This is a genomic window from Sulfobacillus thermosulfidooxidans DSM 9293 (assembly GCF_900176145.1).
GTDB classification, from domain to species: Bacteria; Bacillota; Sulfobacillia; order Sulfobacillales; family Sulfobacillaceae; genus Sulfobacillus; species Sulfobacillus thermosulfidooxidans.
Map to the genome: position 1 here is coordinate 104,269 of NZ_FWWY01000001.1, position 22,213 is coordinate 126,481.

General features: G+C 46.9%; 24 protein-coding genes and 1 tRNA gene. 4 read left to right on the forward strand and 21 right to left on the reverse strand.

Annotation, left to right across the window (positions count from 1 at the left end; all coding sequences use genetic code 11):
• Nucleotides 1-124 precede the first annotated feature (124 nt).
• The 8 genes from B8987_RS00565 to B8987_RS00600 all read right to left on the reverse strand — a co-directional run bounded on the left by B8987_RS00565 (nt 125) and on the right by B8987_RS00600 (nt 7,336).
• Nucleotides 125-388 carry a DUF6504 family protein gene (locus B8987_RS00565; RefSeq protein WP_020374482.1) on the reverse strand — a complete coding sequence of 88 codons (264 nt, stop codon included), beginning with the start codon at nt 386-388 and terminating at the stop codon, nt 125-127.
• 230 nt (nt 389-618) lie between these two features.
• Nucleotides 619-1,710 (reverse strand): hypothetical protein, encoded by a 1,092-nt coding sequence (locus tag B8987_RS00570; protein ID WP_020374481.1) that lies wholly within the window; start codon nt 1,708-1,710, stop codon nt 619-621.
• Between the two features lie 127 nt (nt 1,711-1,837).
• On the reverse strand, nt 1,838-2,620 hold the full coding sequence (locus B8987_RS00575) for an enoyl-CoA hydratase/isomerase family protein (RefSeq protein ID WP_020374480.1): 783 nt from the start codon (nt 2,618-2,620) through the stop codon (nt 1,838-1,840).
• Nucleotides 2,621-2,670: 50 nt separating this feature from the next.
• Nucleotides 2,671-3,603, reverse strand: coding sequence for a hydroxymethylglutaryl-CoA lyase (locus tag B8987_RS00580; RefSeq protein WP_020374479.1), 933 nt, complete (start codon nt 3,601-3,603; stop codon nt 2,671-2,673).
• An 18-nt stretch (nt 3,604-3,621) separates the two neighbouring features.
• Entirely contained in the window at nt 3,622-5,142 is a 1,521-nt protein-coding gene (locus B8987_RS00585; protein ID WP_020374478.1) for an acyl-CoA carboxylase subunit beta, read from the reverse strand.
• Nucleotides 5,143-5,280: 138 nt separating this feature from the next.
• Nucleotides 5,281-5,502, reverse strand: a complete 222-nt coding sequence (locus B8987_RS00590) for an acetyl-CoA carboxylase biotin carboxyl carrier protein subunit (protein WP_020374477.1) — start codon at nt 5,500-5,502, stop codon at nt 5,281-5,283.
• Nucleotides 5,499-6,197 (reverse strand): hypothetical protein, encoded by a 699-nt coding sequence (locus tag B8987_RS00595; RefSeq protein WP_020374476.1) that lies wholly within the window; start codon nt 6,195-6,197, stop codon nt 5,499-5,501. The genes B8987_RS00590 and B8987_RS00595 overlap by 4 nt, the downstream gene beginning before the upstream one ends.
• Nucleotides 6,197-7,336, reverse strand: a complete 1,140-nt coding sequence (locus B8987_RS00600) for an acyl-CoA dehydrogenase family protein (RefSeq protein WP_026040605.1) — start codon at nt 7,334-7,336, stop codon at nt 6,197-6,199. Before B8987_RS00600 ends, B8987_RS00595 begins: the two co-directional genes overlap by 1 nt.
• A 169-nt stretch (nt 7,337-7,505) precedes the next feature.
• Here B8987_RS00600 and panB point away from each other — a divergent pair, with 169 nt between their 5' ends.
• From panB to B8987_RS00615, 3 genes are all read left to right on the forward strand, one after another.
• The gene (panB, locus tag B8987_RS00605) at nt 7,506-8,336 is read left to right on the forward strand and encodes a 3-methyl-2-oxobutanoate hydroxymethyltransferase (protein ID WP_020374474.1); all 831 of its coding nucleotides are present in this window, start codon (nt 7,506-7,508) and stop codon (nt 8,334-8,336) included.
• Nucleotides 8,333-9,229: a ketopantoate reductase family protein gene (locus tag B8987_RS00610; protein ID WP_020374473.1), complete on the forward strand. Its 897-nt coding sequence runs from the start codon at nt 8,333-8,335 to the stop codon at nt 9,227-9,229. Before panB ends, B8987_RS00610 begins: the two co-directional genes overlap by 4 nt.
• A gap of 261 nt (nt 9,230-9,490) precedes the next feature.
• The gene (locus B8987_RS00615; RefSeq protein ID WP_020374472.1) at nt 9,491-10,903 is read left to right on the forward strand and encodes a purine-cytosine permease family protein; all 1,413 of its coding nucleotides are present in this window, start codon (nt 9,491-9,493) and stop codon (nt 10,901-10,903) included.
• Between the two features lie 117 nt (nt 10,904-11,020).
• On the opposite strand, the gene B8987_RS20085 is transcribed toward B8987_RS00615, so the two are convergent.
• The 12 genes from B8987_RS20085 to B8987_RS00670 form a co-directional block, all read right to left on the reverse strand.
• Entirely contained in the window at nt 11,021-11,593 is a 573-nt protein-coding gene (locus tag B8987_RS20085; RefSeq protein ID WP_139793434.1) for a succinylglutamate desuccinylase/aspartoacylase family protein, read from the reverse strand.
• Nucleotides 11,541-11,951, reverse strand: coding sequence for a M14 family metallopeptidase (locus B8987_RS20090; RefSeq protein WP_084660661.1), 411 nt, complete (start codon nt 11,949-11,951; stop codon nt 11,541-11,543). Before B8987_RS20090 ends, B8987_RS20085 begins: the two co-directional genes overlap by 53 nt.
• 669 nt (nt 11,952-12,620) lie before the next feature.
• Nucleotides 12,621-12,716 (reverse strand) — tRNA-Sec (locus tag B8987_RS19525).
• 97 nt (nt 12,717-12,813) lie between these two features.
• Entirely contained in the window at nt 12,814-13,755 is a 942-nt protein-coding gene (gene cysK, locus B8987_RS00630) for a cysteine synthase A (protein WP_020374470.1), read from the reverse strand.
• 131 nt (nt 13,756-13,886) lie between these two features.
• Nucleotides 13,887-14,108 carry a twin-arginine translocase TatA/TatE family subunit gene (locus B8987_RS00635; RefSeq protein WP_020374469.1) on the reverse strand — a complete coding sequence of 74 codons (222 nt, stop codon included), beginning with the start codon at nt 14,106-14,108 and terminating at the stop codon, nt 13,887-13,889.
• Between the two features lie 63 nt (nt 14,109-14,171).
• Nucleotides 14,172-14,912 (reverse strand): type 1 glutamine amidotransferase, encoded by a 741-nt coding sequence (locus B8987_RS00640; protein WP_020374468.1) that lies wholly within the window; start codon nt 14,910-14,912, stop codon nt 14,172-14,174.
• 58 nt (nt 14,913-14,970) lie between these two features.
• Nucleotides 14,971-16,002, reverse strand: coding sequence for a pyridoxal phosphate-dependent aminotransferase (locus B8987_RS00645; protein ID WP_020374467.1), 1,032 nt, complete (start codon nt 16,000-16,002; stop codon nt 14,971-14,973).
• A gap of 6 nt (nt 16,003-16,008) precedes the next feature.
• Nucleotides 16,009-16,743, reverse strand: coding sequence for an adenosylcobinamide-GDP ribazoletransferase (locus B8987_RS00650; protein WP_020374466.1), 735 nt, complete (start codon nt 16,741-16,743; stop codon nt 16,009-16,011).
• Nucleotides 16,731-17,732 carry an adenosylcobinamide-phosphate synthase CbiB gene (gene cbiB / locus B8987_RS00655; RefSeq protein ID WP_020374465.1) on the reverse strand — a complete coding sequence of 334 codons (1,002 nt, stop codon included), beginning with the start codon at nt 17,730-17,732 and terminating at the stop codon, nt 16,731-16,733. Before cbiB ends, B8987_RS00650 begins: the two co-directional genes overlap by 13 nt.
• Nucleotides 17,692-19,152, reverse strand: coding sequence for a cobyric acid synthase (locus B8987_RS00660; protein ID WP_020374464.1), 1,461 nt, complete (start codon nt 19,150-19,152; stop codon nt 17,692-17,694). The genes cbiB and B8987_RS00660 overlap by 41 nt, the downstream gene beginning before the upstream one ends.
• Nucleotides 19,149-19,757 carry a bifunctional adenosylcobinamide kinase/adenosylcobinamide-phosphate guanylyltransferase gene (locus B8987_RS00665; protein WP_020374463.1) on the reverse strand — a complete coding sequence of 203 codons (609 nt, stop codon included), beginning with the start codon at nt 19,755-19,757 and terminating at the stop codon, nt 19,149-19,151. Before B8987_RS00665 ends, B8987_RS00660 begins: the two co-directional genes overlap by 4 nt.
• Nucleotides 19,758-20,022: 265 nt before the next feature.
• Nucleotides 20,023-20,481: a c-type cytochrome gene (locus B8987_RS00670; RefSeq protein WP_020374462.1), complete on the reverse strand. Its 459-nt coding sequence runs from the start codon at nt 20,479-20,481 to the stop codon at nt 20,023-20,025.
• Nucleotides 20,482-20,786: 305 nt separating this feature from the next.
• Between B8987_RS00670 and B8987_RS00675 the strand changes: the two genes are divergently transcribed.
• Nucleotides 20,787-21,347 carry a hypothetical protein gene (locus tag B8987_RS00675; protein WP_084660662.1) on the forward strand — a complete coding sequence of 187 codons (561 nt, stop codon included), beginning with the start codon at nt 20,787-20,789 and terminating at the stop codon, nt 21,345-21,347.
• A gap of 4 nt (nt 21,348-21,351) precedes the next feature.
• On the opposite strand, the gene B8987_RS00680 is transcribed toward B8987_RS00675, so the two are convergent.
• Nucleotides 21,352-21,891 carry a GNAT family N-acetyltransferase gene (locus B8987_RS00680; RefSeq protein ID WP_020374460.1) on the reverse strand — a complete coding sequence of 180 codons (540 nt, stop codon included), beginning with the start codon at nt 21,889-21,891 and terminating at the stop codon, nt 21,352-21,354.
• Between the last annotated feature and the right edge of the window lie 322 nt (nt 21,892-22,213).

The window sequence follows — 22,213 nt, forward strand, 5'->3', positions numbered from 1 at the left end:
TGTAAAGATGATCCAAAGGAGAATTTTTTCGAATCCGAAAAACATGATGACCGATACGAATAGGAGCTGAATGCGTGGTTGTTGGAAAGACAATAACCTTCCCCATAAAAGTTACACCGCCTTTCTAATCGTAAACACGATAAATCCACCATTGATTACTTTGAGGGTAACAGACTAATTCATAAACTCCTTGATTCTCCGTTAATACTCTCCAAAACCACAGTTCAGGTTCTCCACGCCACCACTCCGAAACATCTCGCCAATAATCAATAATGCGAATAATTTTATGAAATTGACCGTGCCACCAGAACCGATAAGGCACACGATCTTTTAGTTCGACTTTAACCAGAGATTTTGATTGATCTTCTAATTCCGAATAAAAATCCATTCATCAGATATTCTCGGCGCAAAACCCGGTCCTTGAGACCAAGGAGAAGCGCCACGTCCTCCTTCTTTGTGTAATCAGTGCTCCGTTCTGATGGATCTATCCTCGCTTCCGCTAAACTAGTGTCTTTCTTAAACTAACGGTGACAAAGCCCACTATATGAGTCCCAAAACAGCAATGTCTCTTTTAGATTGAACGATCCAGAACCGCCCTAATTTAGCCGATTTGAGTTTTTAGTTCTTTCCGGCAACAGTACGGCGCCAGGGATCCCAATATTGCAGTAATTGATCACGTCGGGAAATGGGTGACAAACCATGTACCATTTCTGTATGGTGCGCTGGAACAGAGGCCCACCACATTAACTGGTCCGAATTTAAAGCCTCGGGATGATGAGCTTCCAATGTCACACGTTCCAGATAAGCGGAAGGAAGACGCAAAACGAGGGACAAAAAACGCGTCACGACCTGCTGAATATTTTGAGTGGGCAAAGGCCATTTACGTTCTCGAACTTCGATCCCTTGATCATCTTGCCAGATAATCCGGAAATACCGGCTGCCCTGATGATTTTTTTGAAGAGTCTCTCCCACTTTCTCTGCCAAATAGCGAATTAATTCTAAAAATCCCTGCTGAAGAGGTTCTTCAAAACCCATTGTGACACGAATAGGTTCCCGAGATTTATGAAAAGCCAATGAGAACGAGTTCTTCTGCTCTTGCAAAAACTGATGGACATAAGGAACATCTCCGACTTTTTCCCATCCACGTCGTTTCCATTCCTGAATGGTTCGTACGGGCAGATGAGAAAACCATTTTAAAGGTATTTCTTCCCACATTCTCTCGGTATTCTGTGATGGAAGAACATACGCAATTTGTGCATCCTCTTGCCATCTTTCCACCCACTGAGGATATTTTTCCCCATATAAGGAGATCCACCGAGAAAGTAATGGGTGAATAGATATTCCCATTCGGATACGTAAGGCCCACCGTGGCACCAATTCTTTAATTAATTGGCGCCATTCATCATAACGGATTTCAGACTGTTGCCAATAACCTTCTCGGACATCTTCCAGTCGATAAGAAATCGTATGTTGTTCTAGCCAAGATGACAGGTGATTATAAGTCTGTTGATAATCTTCAGAACGCCAAGGGATCCATTTGGCTTGGGGATAATGCCATTTAATTTCTTCAACTGGCATGTTGGGGTGAATTCCCAGATCCCATCCTTGTCTATCGACATCAAATACAACATGGTCGCGGACGACAATATAAGGTTCTTGAAGGATATGGCCAGACCGGACAATATGTCCTAAATACCAATAAATAATCATCTTGATCTCTCCATGTGGAACATTTGTTCGCTTTTCTGGTTTTATTATACCCACCCCATAGGGGTTTATCAATCAAAAAGGTCTGGAACTTTTCGTCAAAGTTCCAGACCCTCGAAAAATAGCCGCATCACCTAGATGCCGGTGAAGATGACCACTGGGGAGGACGTTTTTCTTGAAAGGCTTTGATCCCCTCACGGGAATCTTCAGACATCGCAACGAGGGATACCATATTTTTAAGATATTCAACGGCTTTATGATATTCCAAGTCCTGGGCTTGGCTCCATGCTTCTTTGCCCATTCGTGTAATCAAAGGGCTACCTAAACTAATCATCTCAGCCAACTCCATGGCTCGACGCTGTACTTCGCTAAAAGGAACTACCGCATTGCAAAATCCCCATTGATTCATTTCTTCTGTCTTCACCAAACGCCCTGTCAGAGCAAGTTCTAACGTTCTTCTAGGTCCAATCAGCCGGGAAATAGGTGCCATGACAACCATAGGAAATAAGCCAATTTTCACTTCCGGCAAACCAAAATACCCATCTTCAGCCGCAATCACAAAATCTGCTGCTGCTGCTAGTCCCATGCCCCCAGCTAATGTATAACCAAATGTAGCGGCAATAACGGGCACAGACACCTGATGAATGGTTTCGATTAACGTGGCCATTAAAGAAAAATAATGGCGAACGGACTCTACGGTTTTAAGTGTGGCCACTTCATTCAAATCCGCCCCGGCACAAAAGGCTTTTTCTCCTTGCGCACTGAGAATAATGACACGAACTTCCGGGTCTTGTCCCAACGTCGAAAATGCATGAATCAGATCTTGAATCGTTTCGCGGTTTAATGCATTACGGACTTCCGGGCGATTTAAAATGATTTTACCAATGGGTTTCCGCTCAATTTGGATGTTCATCCCGGTACCATCCCTTCTTCATCAAATAGCCTTACAAAAACTAACCACAACTAATTTTTTGCATTCACCGGAATCATTTTACCGCCAGCATGAAACACCTTAGACGGCACATCATGCCCTAACTTTTCCACTAAAAACTGCGTCGTGGATAGTAATTGCTGCAAATGAATTCCCGTAGAAATGCCCATTTCTGTCAAGCAATAGACACTATCTTCAGTGGATAAATTTCCTCCCGCTCCGGGAGAAAATGGGGACCCCCCGATGCCTCCCAACGCCGTTTCAAATCGTGATGCCCCACTGCCGACCGCTGCTAATAAATTGGCCAGGGCCGTCCCTCGTGTATCATGAAAATGCAACGCCAATTGAATTCCAGGCAATTTCTGCTGAAACGCTTGCACCATTTGAGCCACCTGTTTAGGATTGGCAACCCCCACGGTATCTCCTAAAGCGATTTCTGAGATACCGAGATCTTGTAATCGTTCAGCCAATTCTAATACCGAGGACAACGGGACAATGCCCTCATAAGGGCAACCAAAAGCCGTTACAATAACTGCAGACACTGTAATTCCGTGCGGCTTAGCCATCGCACAAATATCATGAAATCCCTCAAGCGATTCATGAATGGAGCGATGCACATTTTTTTGATTATGGGTCTCACTGGCTGATACAAAAACAGTCATTTCATCAGGTTTCGTCGCGATAGCCCGTTCGGCGCCTTTGGGATTAGGCACTAACACCGAATAAACAACCCCTGGTTTGCGTTCAATGGACGTCATCACTTGTTCAGCATCCGCCATTTGGGGAAGCCACTTGGGACTAACAAATGATGTGACTTCAATTCGAGGAACACCAGCTTGCGCTAATTGATTAACCAGCCGGACTTTATCTTCCGTATTTAAAATAACGTGTTCTGCTTGAAGTCCATCTCGGGGTGACACATCCCGAAACCACACAAATTCCGGTTCCTTCCATTGCCATGCCATCTGTCTGCACCTCTTTTCTTAAACGGGATTTACAGGATGCCGACGCATGCTAAAGTCCCGGGACTTATTTTGATATAAATGAAATCGCCGGATGAGTTCGTCTCGAAGATTATGGGGATCAATAACATCATCCACAATCAATTCCGATGCCAATCGCAAGATGTCAATGTCTTGACGATAGGCCTCTTGTTGAGCGCGGATAAACGCTTGGCGTTCTTCGCCTTCGAGCTCCTGAATTTTGTTGTAGTAAACCGCATTCACAGCAGCTTCCGGTCCCATCACAGCAATTTGTGCGGTCGGCAAGGCTAAGACAGCATCGGCTCCAAAAGCAGGGCCAGCCATGGCGTATAGTCCCGCTCCATAAGCCTTACGAACAATCACGCTAATCTTAGGCACTGTAGCCTCAGAGACAGCGGCAATAAATTTTGCGCCGTGACGAATAATCCCTTGTCTCTCAACTTTGGTTCCAATCATAAATCCCGGTACATCTGCCAAAAACAACAGCGGAATATTAAAGGCATCGGCTAAATTAATAAACCGCGCAGCTTTATCCGCCGAATCCACAAATAATACTCCGCCTTTGACTTTGGACTGATTAGCGACAATCGCAATCGGTTCCCCATGAAGGCGGCCAAATCCCACAATAATTTCGGGGGCAAACAGCGGTTTAATGGGAAACCAACTGCCTTCGTCCACCAATCCCCAAATTACTTGGTGCATATCAAATGGAACATTTTGATTCGTGGGAATCACCTGATCCCAATTGGTGGGCACTGGATCTTTCGGCGAACGAACAGGAGGTTTTTCCGTATAATGATTCGGAAAATACGACAAATATTGCTTGCCCCATAAGATGGCCTGCTCTTCATCCGCCGCCAATAAATCGCCATTCCCGCTCACCGAACAGTGCATACGAGCGCCACCCATTTCTTCCAGGCTGACTTTTTCTCCTATGACCATTTCAGCCATGCGGGGCGATCCCAGATACATCGAAGCATTTTTATCCACCATAATGACAACATCAGTAAATGCGGGAATATACGCTCCTCCTGCTGCCGAGGGCCCAAATAGCAAGCAAATCTGGGGAACTCGTCCAGACAATTTAACCTGATTATAAAAGATCCGTCCGGCTCCTCGACGTCCCGGAAACATTTCGACTTGATCAGTGATCCGGGCTCCTGCCGAATCCACAAGATAAAAAATGGGACAATTCATATCCATGGCTTTTTCTTGAATACGGAGGATTTTTTCAACGGTTCTTGCTCCCCATGAACCTGCCTTCACGGTGGGATCATTCGCCATGACCACAACAGGACGACCATCAATGGTCCCCATCACGGTTACCACACCATCGGCCGCCAAGTCGTCATCCGCTAACGCATTGGCAAATAATCCGTCTTCTACGTAGCCAGGATCGAGCAACAGGTCGAGCCGTTGGCGCACGGATAATTTATGAGCGGCACTAAGTCGTTCATGATATTTAGGAGGTCCTCCGGCTAACGCTTTTTGCCGGGCTTGCGCCAATTCATCAGCTGTCACAATATCTTCCGCCTTTCACACAATGACCTTTTTGAATTGCAGTCCTCTAAAGCAACCACATCAAGGTCTTGACTCGTTTTAATGAATACTGAACTTAAGAACGCTAGAGGTTAAAAGAATCACCCCCAGATCCTGATATCACATCTCATCGTCTAAAATAATCAAAGGATCACTTTCATTAACAAAATCGCCCTCGTGAACAACCACATCTTTTACGCGCCCGCCGATTTCCGCTTCAATAGGGATTTCCATTTTCATTGATTCAAGACGGACGACTTCCTGTCCGGGTGAAATCACGTCCCCTGGCGCAACAAGAATTTTGAAAACGGTGCCCGCTAAACTTGCGACAATCTTTGTCATATGTTCAATTCCCCTTTGTTTCCGATATATTTTTCTGAAAACCATCCATCAAGTGCAATGATGGGACGAAATCCACTCGTCAACCATATACCATCGGTTACAGCTTCTCCACGCCAATACCACACATTACGGTCATCACGTCTTAAAGCCAAGCCTGGCGATGGTTGAATGATTTCTTGGTCCCACAGGCCCACTGGTCCTAAAATTAACGCATGCCACAATAAAATTCTTGATCCGCTCTGATAAGCCCAAAATCCCGGTATGGGAGAGGAACGATAAACAAATACCTGATTGCCTCGCTGCCGGTGAGGCACGTGGTTCATCCAACGGACAAAATATGGTCCTCCCACCGTATATGCGATATCCCAGGCTCCCCAGGCTTCAATGGCCGCCTCTACCGCCTGGTGAGAAAAGAGCCACCTGCGGCCGAAGGCCGTGGCACTCAAAGCCCAAGGGTTAGGAAAATGGTTGAGAAGTCTCTTTACACGAATCGATTCTGGCATAAGAGGCATGCAAGGACCCGGACGGTCGACGGAAAATATGCTTCCCCCGAACCATCCTGCTAATATATCGACCCAACATGACGGGAGAAACGGAACATGACTGATTCGTGTCCAGTACCGAAGATGATCTTCCGTTAACTGGGTCATCCATGGTTCACGCACCATCAACCCTTGTGAAGATTCTATTGACATTACCCTTTAAGCTCCAATTGGCGGGCAATCACAATCCGCTGAATTTCGGATGTCCCTTCTCCAATTTCCAGAAGTTTAGCATCCCGCATAAAGCGTTCTACGGGGAAGTCATGCATATACCCCGCTCCACCATGAATTTGTACCGCTTGTAAAGCAGCCCGCATCGCCGTTTCGGAAGCAAACAATTTGGCCATGGCGGCTTCTTTGGCATAAGGCCGATGTTGATCTTTTAACCAAGCCGCTTTGAGAACCATCATACGGGCAAGCTCTACTTCCATAGCCATATCAGCCAGCTTAAACTGAATCGCTTGAAAATGATCCAAGGTTTTTCCAAATTGCTTGCGCTGACGACTATAACTTAATGAGGCATCTAAGCAGGCTTGAGCGACTCCGACACTCAAGGCGCCAATGCTGATGCGGCCCCCATCCAAAATGTCAAGAAATTGGTGAAACCCTTTGCCCACTTCACCTAAGACATTTTCTTCAGGAATTTCAACATTGTCCATGTATACTTCGCAGGTTTCACTAGAGCGCATACCCATTTTCTTATAGTTAGCCGTAATCTTAAGACCTGGAATTCCTTGAGGAATAATAAAAGCCGAGATTTGTCTTTGTTCCCGGTCCGTTCGTGCTGTAGCCACGATATAGCCAGCATGTTTCGCATTAGTGATGAAAATTTTTGTACCGGAAATATGATAAACATTTCCATCTTTCTTAGCAAAAGTTTGGGTACCACCTGCATCCGACCCGGCCTCCGGTTCAGTTAAACCAAAAGCCGCCAAAAATTCCCCTGAAATGGCGGGCACAAGATATTTTTCCTTTTGTTGGGATGTTCCAAAGTAGGCAATAGGTGAACAGCCTAAAGACACATGAGCAGCAAATCCGAGTCCCAAAGATGCATCCACACGACCGATTTCTTCGACTGCCAAAGCATAACTAATAGTACTTGCGCCGGAACCTCCCCACTCTTCAGAAAATGGCAAACCGTAAAACCCTAACTTGCCCATTTCTTGCATGATATCCCAGGGAAACTCCCCCGTCTCATCCCGTTCGTCAGCCCCAGGGCGCACCCTTTCATTGGCAAATTCTCTCACAGTATTCTGAATCATCTGTTCATCCGGTGTTAAATCCCAATTCACATGGACTTCCCCTTTATAGGTCAATTTCAAATTCATTCTACCGCGAATTCCCTGTGAACGACTATAATTGAAGTCAATCTAACAAATTGTCAGATACTAAACGTACATAGTCAGTACATCGTCACTAGTTAGGTTTTTCACATAGCAAATTTGTAAACGGAGGATTTGTATGCTGACTGCACCCGAATTACGCGCCCTCAAAGGACAAAGACCTTCAGTGTGGATTACAGCCTATGATGTCGTACAGGCACAAGTCGCCGAAGAAGCGAAAGTGGATGTCATTCTTGTCGGTGATTCTTTAGGTATGACGACAATGGGCTATGACTCCACAATCCCGGTAACCCTCAATGACATGATCCATCATGCCACCATGGTTCGGCGTGGCGCCCCCCACACCATGATGATTGTCGACTTTCCGTTTTTAACTTATCCCGATGTCCCAACCGCATTGAGAAACGCTGGACGTATTATGCAAGAAACTTTGGCAAACGGAGTGAAATTAGAAGGTGGTCATGAAATTATCGACGTGGTTGACGCCCTCATCCGAGAAAAAATCCCCGTCATCGGCCATCTAGGATTAACACCCCAAAGTATTCATACTATGGGGGGCTATAAAGTCCAAGCCAAGACGTCCGCGAGTATTGAACGCCTCATTCGTGATGCCAAAGAACTCAGTGACCATGGCGTCAGCGCAATCGTCTTAGAAGGTATTCCTGACCGGGTCGCCGCGTTTGTCACGCAACACATTGAGGCACCCACCATTGGCATTGGCGCGGGTTCACAGGTTGATGGACAAGTCCTGGTTTTTCATGACTGTCTTGGATTGAGTCCTACTCTGCCCAAATTTGCAAGGCCCTTTGCTCATATTCGTGACGCGATGATCCAGGGCTTACAAAATTACCGCCATGCCGTGATGGAGAAATCTTTCCCCAGTGATAACGAAACCTACCATATACCAGATAGCGAATGGAACAAATTTCTTGAGGACTATGGACAATGAGATTAGCTATTATCGGCACGGGAGCCATGGCTCGCTATTACGCCAAACTTTTTGATATTCTAGACCCTGTTATGGTGGGCCGTCACGGCGGCCCTTTTCTGCTCAAAAACGGTGAGCAAAAAACCCTGGTGACGCCGCGCTTTTTGCCTTGGAGTGATGCCCACGCCTTTTTATTCGACGTGGTCATTTTAGCCGTAAAATGGCCTGCGATGCCTCTTGTGAGAGAATTTTTGCAAGACGCTCCCCAAGAATTATTGGTCATCTCAACCATGAATGGTATGGGTCAAGAGGAGGCGTTAATCCCTCCCCTCGCGCCAGAACAGTTGATGGTGGGCATTACCACAGATGCCGTGACCGCCTATTGGGATAACCAAGCACAGCTTCCTGCTGCACGCGTCAGTGCCGTTGGCCAAACGATCCTGCCCCTATTGCCTCATCCTTTTCTACCTCTGTGGCAAAAGCAATTACAAATCCTGAATCTCACATCTTCTTGGAAATTTCTCTCCGCTAAGATGGTGTTACGGGAGCGATGGATTAAACTCATTGCCAATAGTGTCATCAATCCCCTTACGGCTTTGGCCAACGTACCCAATGGTGAGCTTCCCCGCCTTCCCCTCTGGTCCTTGTCTACAGCGCTAATCCATGAAGCAACCAATGTAGCAAAAACTATAGGATTGTCTATCGATGACGACTTGTCTTCCCGCATATTGCAACTTTGTCAGGCTACTGCAACAAATAAATCTTCGATGTTGCAAGACATCGAACAGCGCAAAGTCACCGAAATCGATGCCATTAATGGCTATATTGTGCGTATGGGTCACAATCACGCCATCGATGTCTCAACCCATCAAGCACTCGTTCATTTAATTCACATGTTAAGTCAACAAAAATGACACCATGCACCCGAACAACGAGGGATGGCGGATCAGACTTAGTAGGATAGGTTCATGGATTGACAAACTCATCATGGTAAAAAAGTCATAGAATCAAGATGCACCATGAAGACAACAACCAACTCTACATGGTTCTAAAACGAGTGATATTCCAGAAGAACTGAGGAAGATGAAATGGCATCACGGCAATCTATGAATTTCCGATGTTCAACATGGCGGGTATCGGCATAAAAGCCGTTTGAAAGGAGGTAAGAGCGCGGCGTGCTTTCGCCAAAGAAGACGGCACTATCAGCCGCGCTAAGTCTAATGACATCTCGAGATCGTCAAACCGAACCCCCTCTATGGAGGATTGAGGCTATTGGTATTGAACCAGTTCCCGATCACGACCGGTATGGTGGGGCTCCTCAACTATTTTGGGTATGGTTCGCGGGAAATCTTTCGTTTGCCTATTTGGTTATTGGCGCCGTTATTTGGACGTTCGGCCTGTCGCTTTGGCAGAGCGTTTTCGCCTTGATCGTGGGTTTATCCGCATACTGGATCATCGGATATCTGGGACTTCCCGGTCAGCGCACAGGCATCCCGACTATGGCATACTCAGCGCGCTATTTTGGTGTTCATGGCAATCGATTTATGGCGATTGTCTCATGGATAAACATGTTAGGTTGGGAAACAGTGGTTCTTGTCATCGCCACTTATGCCATGGAAACCATTCTTAAATTATTGCTAGGTGTTCCAATAACGGTCTTATGGGTACTACTGTCCTTGATTCTGTCCGCCGCTCTAGAACTAACTATTGCCTTTTTCGGGCACGCCCTAATTGAAAGATTTCAGCAATGGTTCTCGTATATTTTCGGGGTATTAACTCTTCTGGTACTCATGGCATTTATCCCGCATATCAAATGGCATCTGATTCTGACCAAAGCACCGGGACCATGGCTTGCCAGTTTTCTCCCAGCCGTGACGATCGTGGTGGCAGCAAGTGTCCTGTCTTGGGTCACAACAGCATCTGACTATACACGCCATTTGCCAAAAACCGTTCCGCCGCAAAATGTTGTTCAAGCGGCGGCATGGGGTTCCATTATTTCGACGGGATTAATGATGTTTGCAGGACTCCTGCTCAGTCAAAGTGCTCCTGATTTATCTTCAGCGGTGAATCCCATTGCGTTATTACTAAAATGGATGCCAGCCTGGGCTGAAATTCCCTACTTAGTCGTGACCATGATTGGTATTATCGCTGGCGGGATTCTGGATGCGTATTCATCCGGATTAAGTTTGCTGGCTGCTGGGGTCAAAGTGCCTCGTTCTCGAACAATAGGTGTTGATGCCGTTGTCTCTATTGGTGCCAGTCTTTATGTCTTGTTGGTGTCTCAACAATTTCTCTTTTCCTTTGAAGCATTTTTAAGTCTTATTGCGGGATTCTTAGCACCTTGGGCTGCCATTGCCTTAATGAACGTTTCCCATGCGCCCAGAGCATCCGCCAAGGCGGCGATGACCTCATGGATCTTGGGAACGGGTATTGCCCTTTCCACCACCGCTACACCCATTTTTACAGGGCCCTTGGCTTTGGGGATTTTTCGAACGTCATCTTTAGGATACTTCTTGGGCTTTGCCGTCACATTAGTCGTTTACTGGACTTGGACCACGCTACATCCACGCATTGGCCCAAAAGTGTAACGTTGCCAACCAGTGCCTACGGACTGCTCGGATAAGGAGTTTGCGGCCGGAATTCAATCCGTGCCGCAAACTTTAAAAAATTCGCCGAACGAGTTTGCGTTGCGTGATACACCAAAGTCACTCGGATGCCACGGCAAAGAGCGGATCATCTCGATTGATGGCTAACGAAGTGGCGGTAAACAATACCAGTCCGTCTTGCGGCACTAATACCTCTTCTATAAGGGTCCCATAGGCATCTTTGAGAATTCCTCCGATATCGCCTCGGTGGACAGTTTGGCCTGGCTGAATATACCGATAAAATAAGCCTTGATGCGGTGAGCGTGTCCAGATAAATTGACGCATAATCTGAGCAGGCGGAAATGACACAACCGGAGCATCAACAAAACCAAAAGTAGCCAATAAATTGTTCAATCCGCGTAAATGTGTAGAAACCGCATTTTCATCAAGCTGACCTACTTGGCCAGCTTCTGTTAAAATAGCGGGAATTCCCATATGGGATGCTGCAGCATAAGTGCCACCCACCACCGAATCCGATTCCAAAATAATGGGAATGCCATAGGCTTCAGCCATAGCTCGTGAGAGCTTAACAACGGCACCGGTTCCTCCACCCGAATAGATGGTAAAAGGAATCAGAGCTTCATGAATATCGCCCCCAATGAAGATCGACCCAATAATCAGCTGTCTCGGCAACTTGAGTCACAACATGGGCTATACGTTCAGACACTGTTCCATCAGCTTTACCGGGGAAAACACGGTTGAGATTTTTCCCATCGAGAGGCACAACATATTGGGTCTTTTCATAGAAGGCTGGCGGGTTGGTGATGTGAATTACCACAACACGGCCATGAAGTTTTGACGGGTCAAGTTGTTGGGCAAAGCGGATAGACGCTTCAATTCCTGGATATTCACCACCATGTACACCACCCGTCACAAGTAATGTCGGACCATCGCTTTCCCCTTCAATCCGTGTGTAAGGTAGGACAATATCAGTCCCAGGTACAGGAAGTGTGTCGTGCGTTTTTCTCACAGTTTTCATTACCGTCGTCACAATATAACCTCCTACATTATGGGATGACGTCTATGTGTTCATATTTCTTGTTAATTCATATTGGTCCGTTATGAGGTTAAATTGCTTCCCAAAATACACCATACGTGCTGAAAGAGGGAAGAAAACATTTGGCCTTCTATGTCGTGCCCGAGCGAACAATGTAACCACATGGTGCCGATACGGTGTTTTCTGCGGGTAGACCTGGGATGATAACTTCTCTGAGATCCGTCCTTATCGAGCATAGATGTCGGAACAGGAGCCCAAGCAATGTCAATGATAGCAAAAATGAACCAATATACGGAGTAGTCGAGACAAGCTTATGGCGTGAAACGCACATCGGTAACTGTACCCTCTTTCGATACACCTCCCATGGCTGAAACAGCTAGTCGCAAATCCGATTACCTATTCACCAGTGTACGTCCGGTTCTTGCTTGGCGATATACCACGCTTGCGCGCCGTGCTCCACATCGATAACACACAACGTGAGACAGTCATTACTCAATGTTTTCTCTGGAACCACCGTGGCCCGCTCCCCAATCCTTCGATGCATTCGATATTGTCGGCGACCACCTCGTGGTGACGGTTGGAATAAAACTGGGTTGCTTTGGGTTTTTGGAAGGAACAATAACAGGGTGTTTCGTCCTTAGAAGCCTTGCAGGACTAGACTTTTGGCGGGAGTATGTAGGAATCGAACCTACCGCTGACCCCTAAGGCCAGCCATTGGATTTGAAGTCCATGGAAGGCACCAAGCCCCCAACTACCCCCGAGCCTTTACCATAATACGCAAAGCCTATTTGTTTGTCAAAAGGTCGAACCCCTTCCTACATCCTTTTTAAGGACATTTGTTGAGGAAACGCGAAGATTACAAATACGGTTCGAGCCAATCCGTTGATGTGGGAGGATAGAGCCCAGTCGATAGGTACCGTTCGCCTGAATCCGGAAAAATTACCGCGATTCGCTGACCATGGAATAATCCTTGTTCCAACAGATGTTTACAGGCCCAATAAGCCGCGCCTGAAGATAAACCCACCACCAGCCCTTCAGTTCGGGCAAGCTCTTGTGCTGATGAGATAGCCGCATCATCGGGAACGTCGACAATCCGGGTAATCACAGATGTATCGAGAACTTGAGGAATAAAGCCGGCACCAATCCCTTGAATCTTATGACTGCCAGCCGGTTTGCCATTTAATACTGCGGATCCTTCAGGTTCCACGGCCACAATCTCGATGTTCGGATTCATCTTCTTGAGATAACGACCTGTGCCGGTAATTGTCCCGCCAGTTCCGACACCAGCCACAAAGACATCCACATCATGATGCATTTGTTCCCAGATCTCCGGTCCCGTCGTCAATTCATGAATATTGGGATTGGCTGGATTTTCATGTTGCCGTAACATGAGCGCATTAGGTAGTGTCTGTTCAAGCTCTTTAGCACGTTTGATCGCGCCGGCCGTTTTTTCTTCCCGGGGGGTTTCAACAATCGTGGCGCCATAGGCCCAAAAGAGTTGTTTTCGTTCAGAACTCTGCCCCTCAGGCATAAAAACCACCAATCTTAAATGCTCCATAGCACAAACCATGGCTAAAGCAATACCTGTATTACCCGAGGTCGCTTCAATAATGACCGTGTCCGCTGTCACTTTTCCGCTGTCGATCGCATCTTTTAATAACGACCAGGCCGTGCGATCTTTTATCGATCCTCCAGGATTAAAGGATTCTAATTTGGCCCACACTTCGGCTCCATATTTTTGCAATGATTTTAATTCAACAATCGGGGTATTCCCTATCAAATGCGCAATATCCGCCACACTAACCGTCTCCCCCAACAAATACTAACGTGAAAACCGTATACGACTATACGCGAGGCGTTTTTTATCAAAAAAGCCCTCACTCATGATCACAAAGATCATGAAGAAGGCTGAATAATTTTTGAAACCACTTATTGTTCTTGAGGCGGTTCGGGCTCTTTCGTCACCGCTTGAACCGGATATTCGGTCGGTTGCGGAGCTTTGGGTTCTTGTACTTGACTATTCATGGATTGTTTGAATTCACGAATGCTTTTGCCTAATCCTGATCCGATTTCCGGTAACCGCTTGGGTCCAAAAATTAATAGCGCCACCACAAGCAAGACAATAATATGCATCGGAGATAATAGATCCATCGTGGACTCCTTTCTTAAACCGAGCCATCAATTCCGTATAACACATTATAACACGAACGAGCCCTAAACATGCTTTAAGTTTCGCCGTTTTACAATAACTTCATGCGCTGCCATTTCCCAGGAAGAATCTAAAGGCGGCAACTCTACAGGTTTCCCTTCCCGCCACTCCAGTGCCCACGACAAAAAAAGATCTGTTAAATGTGGATTTTTGGGCAATAGGGACCCATGAAGATAGGTCCCAATCACATGGTTTTGCAAAGCGCCTTCAGTGCCGTCCTCCCCATTATTGCCATGACCTAACTGAACATGAGCCAAGGGTTTAGCCTTTTCCCCTAAAAATGTCTGCCCGCCATGATTCTCAAACCCGACCAAGGTATTAGGCGTCAGAGGCAGTACCGCTTCACAAACCACATCACCAATAGACCGTGTTGCTCCGGCTTTTGTGACCACGTCTAAATAACCCAGACCGAGCAAAATCTGACCATCAGCCGTGCGGTATTCATGTCCCAATAATTGATATGCGCCACACACCGCTAACATGGGCAATCCTTGAGATAGGGCTTCCGACAACGAGTCTTTACGACGGAGAAAATCTTCATAAATTTTGGCCTGATGGGAGTCTTCACCGCCTCCCATAAAGACAATATCGACCTGACGCCAATCCACGGGTTCACCGATTTCTACGTTGATTATGTGAAAGCCCATGTGACGTTTTTGTGCCCGGTACTGTAACGCCAAAACATTGCCCCGATCTCCGTACAAATTCATGTGTTGGGGATATAAATGCGCCAAAGTAATGTCCACGATCTCGTCTCCGTTCAGATTTATCTCCTTGGAACTTGGAACAGTTTTCATGGCAAGGCTATGAAGTGATACCATAAATGGCCGATAATGCCTTCACCAGTCGGTCCGAATCTTTTGGGCGTTTCACAGCAATGCGTATTGCTGGTTGGTCTAATCCCTTAAAGGTTCTCGCATCACGCACTAAAATACCCTGTGAGGTTAATCCCTTAATAATATCATCGCAGGATACATCGTTAGGATAAAACAGAAAATAATTGGCCTGTGCTGCATCGTCAACCCGGCCAAATGGTCGTAATAAGTCTTGTAGTCGGAGCTTTTCATTGTGCATCCATGACCGGGTCAACTCAAAATACGTTTGATCGTGCAAACTCGCCGCAGCCATTTCTTGCGCGACCAACGATACATGCCAAGGATACGTGTACTGAGAAATTTTGGCGATGACATCTTCTTGTCCCACGACAAATCCGATGCGTAGACCCGCTAATCCGTAAAATTTTGTCAAAGAGCCTATCACCACAAGATGGTCCAATTGAATAGCGTCACGAATCACACTATGATGATGCCAGTTTTCAACGAATTCAATGAAAGCCTCATCTACCACCATGACATGATCCGAACTATAAGCCCATTGTTTATAGTGCTGGATTTCTTGTTTCGAAAGCAGGTGACCGGTCGGATTGGCTGGATTCGCTAAAAACAGCATCCCAGGTTCAGATGACAAGTCGGTGGGACTCCTCACGTACCTGACATCGTGACCATGCAATACTGCACGCGTTTCATATTCACTAAAGGCCGGTACTTTAATCAAAACATGAGGCGGACGGTATGTCTGAAAAAGCAGTTCAATGGCTTCCATCGCGCCAGCGGTCACAATCAGATTTTTTTTGGCTACTCCAAGGTGTCTGGCCAATTGTTCACTCACCTTGCTTTTGCGCCAATCAGGATACCGATCCAAACGGTCAATCAAAGACGGCCACAATGCACGAGCCCTAGGACCAGGACCGTACGGTGAGATGCTGCTCGATAAATCTAAAACATTTTTCTCTGCCCACGTGGCTGCATCATAAACAGCCCAGTCCCCGCCATGCACCTTTTCCTACCTCCATAATCCAATACCCACACTCAAAGAGAGGAGCTCCGTAAAGATAACGGTGGCTCCTAACACATCGCCATTTAATCCATTAAACAACCGTCGCCAATATTCTAGAAATAGCGTGTCACCAACCGCAATGATCCCAAGGCCTAAAATCCCTTTCCATCCCCAAAATCCGGCAATAACAGCTAGGGTGATCATCACTGCAATCACCGCACCGCGGGCATTGACGTGGTCTTGAGTCCATTTAGCTAATTGACTTTGAGATGACGCGGGAATTACCGCTAAACCCACCGCAATGGCCGTACGGGCCAGCACGGGAGCCATAAACACGATAACCCTTGCGCCTTGGATCACATCCACTTGCACCCACAACCCGATAAAAGCCGCAACAGCCAACACTACCCACAGTACCCCAATGGTTCCAATTCGGGAATCCTTGCGAGCTTGATCCCGTTTTTCAGCTCTGGCGGCCCACCCATCGAACACATCCGCCCAACCATCCCAATGTAGCCCACCAGTCAAAATAATCTCCGTTGTCAGCGCACCCACAGCTCGTAACGAGATCGGTAGTCCCGGAAACAGTTGGAACCATATCATCCAGAGGGCGCCAAATAACGCTCCAACCACAGGAAACCAGGCCAGGGCCCACGTTCTCGTTGTCCACTCCGATTCGCCTGACAACGGAATGCGGGTTAGAATGCTCAACGCATCAAATAATCCGGTTATGATAACCACCTACCCGTTACTAACACGGCCAAAAACGCAAAGACTAATGACGTAACTAAAGCAACCCGCATAATAATCGATACAGCATGGATTATCATAGGTACGGTTAAGGGTTTAGTTCCCCGGCCTATTTTAGGACGTAAAGAAACCATACCTTGATAAGTATTAATACCTCCTAAACTGACTCCGAGAGCACCCGCCATAGCAGCTTCAGAAATGCCACTGTTAGGGCTGGGATGGCGTCTACCATCGGCTCGCATAATTTGATAGGAGTCGCGGAATCGCCCATCAACTCCTGCTGTAATGGCAATGGCCCAACCGGAAATGCGCGCAGGAATCCAATTTAACCAATCGTCGGTACGCGCCGCAAACCATCCTAAATCTTTATATTGCGCATTGTTATACCCAATCATCGAATCCATAGTATTGACAGCTTTATACAGCCATAGTCCGGCAGGGCCGGCTAAAAACGTAAAAAACAAGGGGGCAACAATGCTGTCACATGTATTTTCTGCCACCGATTCAATCGTCGCCCGAATAATTTCACTTTGACTTAATTTTTCCGTATCTCGTCCAACAATCATCGAAAGATAATAACGGGCTTCGTCCCAACGACTTTGTGCCAAGGGACGGTAGACGGCCAGGGCTGCTTCAGCGAGTCCACGTATCGCAATCCCCCAATATGTCAATAAAACGATCAGTGCACGAAATAACCAAATCGACAAGATATGGGCAACCACTAATAAGGCGGTTACTAAACTTGTGACCGCGATCATGACGATAATCGCTAATATGGCGCCCGCGACACGTAATTGCCGCGGAGTATGAGCGACATAGCGCGCGAGGGTTTCTAATTTATCAACCACATGTCCTATCAGTCGCACAGGATGATAAGGCCAGGGGGGATCGCCGAATAATATGTCAAGCACTACGCCTAAAAGGATCCAAGGAGTCTGACTAGCTCCGAACCAAACGAAGAAGAGCTGAGAGGTCGACATGTTCAGCCATCACCTCTTTCCATTGATTAATAATCACATCAAAAGGGTTCTCGGTCATGACTCCATGACCGCCCAAGAGATTAATAACGGTATGACGAAAGGCCGTATTGTGAAAAATTCCGTGCAAATAGGTTCCCCAAATTCTACCAGAAGAGCTCACTAAACCATCCGTATAGCCGTCTAAAGCCAAAAGAGGCGTAAACGAATGATCATCTGGCTTGACCAGTGTGGTTTCACCCATGTGTTGTTCATAGCCCGACACAACTTGATTTTTCCAAGGCAGGGCAAGCCCGGTTCCTTGCACTTGTTTGGTGACTTTATAAGGGCCTAAAACCGTGCGAATAGGTAACAATCCTAACCCGAAGTCCCCCTTCACCATCCCTTCAATACCCAACGGATCATCCACCTTTTGTCCCATCATTTGGAATCCGCCGCAGATACCTGCCACCATCGTTCCGTGACTTGCCCAGTACTTTATACTGTCAGCCCATCCACTCTCTTTCACCCACGCTAAATCCGCTAACGTATTTTTGCTACCGGGAATAATGATCATATCCGGACGTGAGCCAGGCGGTGTCGAAGAAAACAGTAAATTGACGTCAGGTTCAAACCGGAATGGATCAAAATCGGTAAAGTTGCTCATATAGGGCAAACGGACCACCCAGATAGTGATCTGATTTTTAGGAGTAATAGGTTCTGGAACGCCTAAACTATCTTCTTCGGGAAAAGCCAAATCAACATAGGGAATAACGCCTAGGACCGGGACGGCCGTAATCTCTTCCAAGAGGCGAATACCATCATCGAATAAGGTGATGTCCCCGCGAAATTTATTGACAATCAGTCCTTTTAGCCGATGACGTGCAAAAGCAGGCAGGAGCTTCGCTGTGCCATATAAGCTCGCAAAAATTCCACCACGATCAATATCCCCCACGAGGATCATCGATGCATCGGCATACTCAGCCATCCGTATGTTCGATAAATCGGTATGCATTAAATTCAGTTCAACGGGACTACCCGCGCCCTCGATGATAATGACATCATATTGCTGCGCCAGCTCATCATAAGCTTGCTGTACGATTTTGAAGAGTTCATCCCGGTTATCCCGAAAATGGCGACTTTCATAAGGTCCCTGTACTTGTCCCCGGACAATTAATTGGGAACGGGACGTCGTTTCGGGTTTGAGAAGAATAGGATTCATTTCCACACGGGGAGAGAGCCTAGCGCTCCATGCCTGAATGGCTTGCGCATACGACATTTCGTGCCCCTCGGACGTAATGAAGGCATTCAAAGACATATTTTGTGCCTTAAATGGGGCGACGCGGATGCCTTGATCAACAAGAAGACGACATAGTCCTGCCACAATCCAGGTTTTCCCAACATGAGAACTCGTTCCCAAAATGCTTAAAGCCCTGGCGGTCATGGACATGCTCCTTTAAGCCACATTGGAAGCCCAGCTACCACCATGATGACACCTTTAGCGCAGGACGATGCCACTTGATTAAATTTACCCAGTGCCCGAACAAAATCTTGTGTAAAAGAGTTTATGTCTAAGATGCCAAGTCCCGTTTCTTCACTGACAATCACAGTGTCCGCAGAACGGCGATGGATCTTCACTAAAAGATCTTCCCAATCCTTCATGATGGTATGCAGTGAATTCGTTGACGACCATAACGCGTCATCAGCGCTCGCATGACGTTTGTTAACTGGCGTATGCCTGGGATCATCAAGCATATTGCGCACAATATAGGGACCAACGCCATCCCAGAGTACGCCGTGGTCTGTGGGTAACGCTAGAATCCGATTGATGGGATTCACGGGTTCATTCCATACCGTCCATTGGGACGGTCGTCTCATTTGATGTTCTTTGATCTTTTCTTGCAACGTGGCATCATTCAACGCGTGATAGGATTCGTCTAGCGTTGCAATATAATCAACATCGCGGTAACCTAACGTCTTTACCATAAATTCCTCAGCCCATGCACTTTTTCCTGAGCTGTTTCCACCGATTACGAGCCACAAGGGCATTATTTGACTCCAATCTTTAACAGTTTGAATTCATTATAATAATAAGCTTGCAGGGATTCATCAGGAATCTAAAATCTAAATATACCTGATTTCCCCATTTAATGGTTGGTGGTCCATGATCGAATAGTCACAAACCCGCGAGTCCGTGTATCGGACTCAGTTTGTCATGACCATGACTTGTCGTGTTCACGATGGAAATCCACAACAAAAACCCTTCTTCATGCCGTTACCTCATGAGAAGGGTTTTTTCACCTGACAATCCCTGTTATTTTTTAGCCAGATTCCAAATGTATGCCGAAACATTACGCGATTGTGAACTCGATAATGACCCGGGATTAGTCGCGGGCATATTATGGGCTATAAACGCCTCCAATGCCGTTTCCGTGCCAAACCGCGAGACCACGGTGGGGGAAGCCGCCAACTTGGGTCCTTGACTGGTTCCCGCTCCCGCTTTTCCATGGCACGATTGGCATGTGGAGGCATAAAGTTTTGCGCCTTGCGTAAGACTCACCCCTGACGCATCGTTATGGGTGGTCGTATGCCCATTTGATGGATTATTGACTTTTCGATTCACCGTTTTGGTGGCGTGACGCGTATTCGATTCGGTTTTACGTGCCCCGTGATTACTTTGATGTGCCGGAGAGCTAGACTGGCTCCCGCACCCGCCAAGAAAACCCGAAAAGATTGCCGACAACACCAAAAGGGTTACAAGTGACTTTTTCATGATTCTCCCCCTTTGCTTGTATGGCTAGCGTAGCCGCCTTCCTAAAGACTTATGCACTCAAGTGACGGGTCTTGGGAGAAATAAGAATCCGGGACAGTGGATTCGAATCGGTTAACTAAATCCGTTATAATAGTGGCCATACGCAGCATGTCAGCCATAAAACCCTTGGGCCTTTTGTCATTATCCTCGCACAAGATTCAGTTGGTAGTCACGGAGAATATGGCCGAATGATATTTGGCATCAAGAGAACAAAAATAGAGAAGAGCCATCATGGAAAGCAAGAAAGAAAGAAAGGGAGGTCTTGAATGGAAGAGAAGGCAGACTTGAACTTCGGACTGGACAATGAATTAAAATCGCAAATTGATACGCAGCACGTTACGGAGGGGGCCTTATTTGGAACAGTTCCTCAAAAGGTCCTCAGTCCCGATGACACAAGGCAACTCGAGCGACTAGGATGGGTAAAACGTGATTACCGCGATCATCCCGTCATGGAACCACCCCAAGCCACACTCGATTGGGATCATTTAAGTGAACGTCATCGTGATGAAGTCCTCCACGCACTCAGTCATCGCCTTGTTGGGGGGACACCTTGGGTGGGCAATCAGCATGCGATTTTGGAAGAACTCATCGATTCGATTTGGGAGCAACGCCAGGAAGAAATTCGGGTGTTATTAAATGCGTGGGCTTTTGCAGCGGCATGGGCAGGACATCCGGATCACAACGACCGAGTGGTAGAAAGTCGACAGACCTTCTACTTTTATTCAGCATCCATGCGCGATGCCGCAGAGAAAGCTGTGGAATTAGCCGTTGCTGCTCCGGGTGATGATGACGAGTTTTGGCAATACATACAGGCTTTAGGGAACTAACCCCCTACTGGCCTATGTATTTAGCCATAAAGATTTCTGCTACCATTTTCCCGTCAATAACGAATTGATTAGGACGCCTGCCCTCCATCACAAATCCGTGGCGCTGGTAGAAATGCAAGGCTGAAACATTGGTTTCAAAAACGGAAATAGCAATTTTGGCGATCTCGTGCTGCCGCGCCCAGTGTTCAAGGACGTTAATCAGTCCCGTACCTCGCCCCTGACCACGAAATCCCGGACGAAGAACCATCCCCATAGTGGCCACATGTCGATTTTTCATGAATGTGCCCCGGATAGCTTCAAGGGTTCCAATCACGCGGTTATCGACTAACGCCACCAAAATTAGCTGAATCGCTGGATTCCGATTTTGTAGAATGTGGCGTTGTTGTTCGAGGGTGTAGTACTCTCCTTCGTTGGCAATAAAATGCCCTTCTTGCCCGACTTCCTTAATCACAGTGATAATATCTAATGCGTCCTCTTCAGTCGCTTCTCGAATCAGATAGGGACGACTATCGCGGTCGAAAAAAGTTACGGCGTCGACGGCCATATGTTGTTAATCTCCTTCTATGCTGCTGTCTGACGCTTGTTTCGCCGTGGTCCCCACAATATCCTTCTTTATACTCTTTACAATAATGAGAATGTCGATAGCGTCTTGGCCGTGACCGTCTCGGTGAACTCCCTACAAATTCTATACTCTTTATCCATGCCAAAGGAATGAAATAAGAATGGGCTGTCCTCTGATCTGCCCACCGTCCCCAGACATGAATGCCATAGGCGTCCCACTGAATATGACTCGCGTAAAAAGTTTTGTCATTCTTGAGCATCATCACATATTCTGTACGCATACAGACAGGATGAACGACACCACG

Coding starts and splice junctions, on each gene's coding strand:
- B8987_RS00565 (WP_020374482.1), bottom strand. CDS start 388: ATGGATTTTTATTCGGAATTAGAAGATCAATCAAAATCTCTGGTTAAA.
- B8987_RS00570 (WP_020374481.1), bottom strand. CDS start 1,710: ATGATTATTTATTGGTATTTAGGACATATTGTCCGGTCTGGCCATATC.
- B8987_RS00575 (WP_020374480.1), bottom strand. CDS start 2,620: ATGAACATCCAAATTGAGCGGAAACCCATTGGTAAAATCATTTTAAAT.
- B8987_RS00580 (WP_020374479.1), bottom strand. CDS start 3,603: ATGGCATGGCAATGGAAGGAACCGGAATTTGTGTGGTTTCGGGATGTG.
- B8987_RS00590 (WP_020374477.1), bottom strand. CDS start 5,502: ATGACAAAGATTGTCGCAAGTTTAGCGGGCACCGTTTTCAAAATTCTT.
- B8987_RS00595 (WP_020374476.1), bottom strand. CDS start 6,197: ATGTCAATAGAATCTTCACAAGGGTTGATGGTGCGTGAACCATGGATG.
- panB (WP_020374474.1), top strand. CDS start 7,506: ATGCTGACTGCACCCGAATTACGCGCCCTCAAAGGACAAAGACCTTCA.
- B8987_RS00610 (WP_020374473.1), top strand. CDS start 8,333: ATGAGATTAGCTATTATCGGCACGGGAGCCATGGCTCGCTATTACGCC.
- B8987_RS00635 (WP_020374469.1), bottom strand. CDS start 14,108: ATGGATCTATTATCTCCGATGCATATTATTGTCTTGCTTGTGGTGGCG.
- cbiB (WP_020374465.1), bottom strand. CDS start 17,732: ATGTCGACCTCTCAGCTCTTCTTCGTTTGGTTCGGAGCTAGTCAGACT.
- B8987_RS00660 (WP_020374464.1), bottom strand. CDS start 19,152: ATGACCGCCAGGGCTTTAAGCATTTTGGGAACGAGTTCTCATGTTGGG.
- B8987_RS00665 (WP_020374463.1), bottom strand. CDS start 19,757: ATGCCCTTGTGGCTCGTAATCGGTGGAAACAGCTCAGGAAAAAGTGCA.
- B8987_RS00670 (WP_020374462.1), bottom strand. CDS start 20,481: ATGAAAAAGTCACTTGTAACCCTTTTGGTGTTGTCGGCAATCTTTTCG.
- B8987_RS00675 (WP_084660662.1), top strand. CDS start 20,787: ATGGAAGAGAAGGCAGACTTGAACTTCGGACTGGACAATGAATTAAAA.
- B8987_RS00680 (WP_020374460.1), bottom strand. CDS start 21,891: ATGGCCGTCGACGCCGTAACTTTTTTCGACCGCGATAGTCGTCCCTAT.